The sequence below is a fragment of the Streptomyces sp. NPDC058375 genome (assembly GCF_042723425.1).
GTDB classification, from domain to species: Bacteria; Actinomycetota; Actinomycetes; order Streptomycetales; family Streptomycetaceae; genus Streptomyces; species Streptomyces durocortorensis.
This window is the reverse complement of record NZ_JBHXJG010000466.1, coordinates 1-2037: the sequence shown is the minus strand read 5'-3', so window position 1 is coordinate 2037 and position 2037 is coordinate 1. Positions and strand designations below refer to the sequence as shown.

Below are 2037 nucleotides of genomic sequence, written 5' to 3'. Positions count from 1 at the left end.
GCCGGATGGACCGTCGTCCATCCGGAGGGCACCCGCCGGGCCTGCCTGGACTACGTCGAGCAGAACTGGACCGACCTGCGGCCCAAGAGTCTGATGGAGAGCATGGCGGCCGATCCGACGTGAGGCCGGCCGCCACGGGGCGTACGGACGGCACCTTCACCGCCATCGCCCACCGCGAAGCCACCATCAAACGGCTGCCCCGCGTCGTCCGCCTCGACGAGAACGAGAACGAGAACGAGAACGAGAACGAGAACGAGAACGCCCTGCTCGCCCACAACTGAACCCGGCGGAAACGGCCCCGCACACACACCCGGTGCGGGGCCGTCGGCGTGCTCGCCGCACCGGCACAGGGCACCCCCTAGGCTGCGATCCGGCACCGGCCCCGACGGATTCAGGAGCGCACCCCCGCATGAACCACCCCGTCCGCGACTTCCCCTTCCCCGACGCCCTGCGTTCCGACGCGTCCCCCGCACCGCATCCGCTGCTCGCCCCGGTGACCGGATACCTCGGCACCTGGCGGGGCACGGGGAGCGGCGGGTATCCGACGCTGGAGGCGGACTTCACCTACGCGCAGGAGGTCACCTTCAGCCACGACGGGCGGCCCTTCCTCGCGTACGAGGCCCGGGCCTGGCTGCTCGACGCGGACGGGAAACCCCTGCGGCCGTCCGCCCGGGAGACCGGCTGGTGGCGGCTGCAGCCGGACGGGCGGGTGGAGGCCCTGATCACCCAGCCCACCGGCATCGCGGAGATCCTGGTCGGCCACGCCCGCGACGGTGCCGTCGACCTCGCCACCGAACAGGTCTCCCTCGCACCCACCGCCAAGCAGGTCGACGCCACCCGCCGCCGCTACACCCTGACGGATCCGGACACGCTCGCCTTCGTCCACGACCTCGCCGCGGTCGGCCGACCACTCCAGCACCACCTGTCGGCCGACCTCCGCCGAACAGCGCCTGGTCAGACCGGGTAGTTGCCGGAGCGTGACCGAAGCTGCGGCATGGCGTCCTGGCCACGGGGCAGGTGGACGGGAAGCCAGGAGAACAGGAGCACCTTCCCGATGTCCCTTCCCTCGTACCCGGATTCCCCGTACCAGGGGCAGCCCGCAGCCGATCACGACCCCTACGGCGGTCAGCCGCCCGCCCGGACGAACGGCTTCGCCGTCGCCGCCCTCGTGCTCGGCCTCATCGCCTGCCTCTTCTTCTGGACCGTGGTGGGCGGGCTGCTCCTCGGCCTGCTCGCCGTCGTCTTCGGCATCATCGCCGCGCTCCGCACCCGCCAGGGCCGCGCACCGCGCCGGGTGATGGCGATAGTCGGCGCCGCGTTCGGGGCGCTCGGCCTCATCGGGTCCGTCATCGTCCTCGTCGTGGCCGTCTCCGTCTTCGACTCCCAGGAGTTCAAGGACTTCGAGGACTGCGTGAACCAGGCCAACGGGCAGGCCGCCGAGGATCGGTGCACGGAAGACTTCGTCGACGAGCTGACCAACTGACGGATCCCGGAAGAGCCGGCACGCGATGCGGAAGGCGTACGCTCGATCCATGGTGCATGTACTGGGCAGCAGGATCCTGCTGCACCCCACCGACCCCGAGCGTTCCCGCGCCTTCTACGGCGAGGCCCTGGGCCTCGCCGTCTACCGGGAATTCGGTACGGGCCCCGAGCGCGGCACGGTCTACTTCCTCGGCGGCGGATTCCTGGAGGTCTCCGGCCGGGGCGAGGACCCGCCCTCGGCGGCGATGCGGATCTGGCTCCAGGTCGACGACGCCGAGGCCGCCCACGAAGAACTGCGGACGAAAGGCGTGACCGTCCTGCGCCCACCGCGGCGCGAGCCCTGGGGACTGGTCGAGATGTGGGTCGAGGACCCCGACGGTGTGCGGATCGCCGTCGTCGAGGTGCCCGACGACCATCCCCTGCGCTACCGCCCCTGACCGGCGAGCTCAGCACACCGGTCGGCTTCCGCCAGCACATCAGTCCACCTCCGCCCGGTTCCGCACCGCCGGTTGCACGCGCACCGGGTGTTTGCCACGGTGTGGGTGGGTAGGCGGC

Annotated in this window: 5 protein-coding genes; all 5 read left to right on the top strand. The window is 71.4% G+C overall.

Translation table 11 applies throughout. The annotated features are described in order from the left end of the window. The coding region (locus ACFWM7_RS35085) for an MbtH family NRPS accessory protein (protein ID WP_383268789.1) at nt 1-123 on the top strand (123 nt) is incomplete at its 5' end. Further along, on the top strand, nt 120-281 hold the full coding sequence (locus ACFWM7_RS35080) for a hypothetical protein (RefSeq protein WP_383268787.1): 162 nt from the start codon (nt 120-122) through the stop codon (nt 279-281). The genes ACFWM7_RS35085 and ACFWM7_RS35080, both read left to right, overlap by 4 nt. 128 nt (nt 282-409) lie before the next feature. Continuing rightward, complete coding sequence (locus ACFWM7_RS35075) at nt 410-967, top strand: FABP family protein (protein ID WP_383268784.1); 558 nt, start codon at nt 410-412, stop codon at nt 965-967. 87 nt (nt 968-1054) lie between these two features. Next, nucleotides 1055-1483: a DUF4190 domain-containing protein gene (locus ACFWM7_RS35070; RefSeq protein ID WP_383268781.1), complete on the top strand. Its 429-nt coding sequence runs from the start codon at nt 1055-1057 to the stop codon at nt 1481-1483. Nucleotides 1484-1532: 49 nt separating this feature from the next. Then, nucleotides 1533-1919 (top strand): VOC family protein, encoded by a 387-nt coding sequence (locus ACFWM7_RS35065; RefSeq protein WP_383268779.1) that lies wholly within the window; start codon nt 1533-1535, stop codon nt 1917-1919. Nucleotides 1920-2037 lie beyond the last annotated feature (118 nt).

Bases quoted from the DNA above. Each gene is read 5' to 3' on its own strand.
- ACFWM7_RS35065 (WP_383268779.1), top strand. From the start codon at position 1,533: ATGGTGCATGTACTGGGCAGCAGGATCCTGCTGCACCCCACCGACCCC.
- ACFWM7_RS35070 (WP_383268781.1), top strand. From the start codon at position 1,055: ATGTCCCTTCCCTCGTACCCGGATTCCCCGTACCAGGGGCAGCCCGCA.
- ACFWM7_RS35075 (WP_383268784.1), top strand. From the start codon at position 410: ATGAACCACCCCGTCCGCGACTTCCCCTTCCCCGACGCCCTGCGTTCC.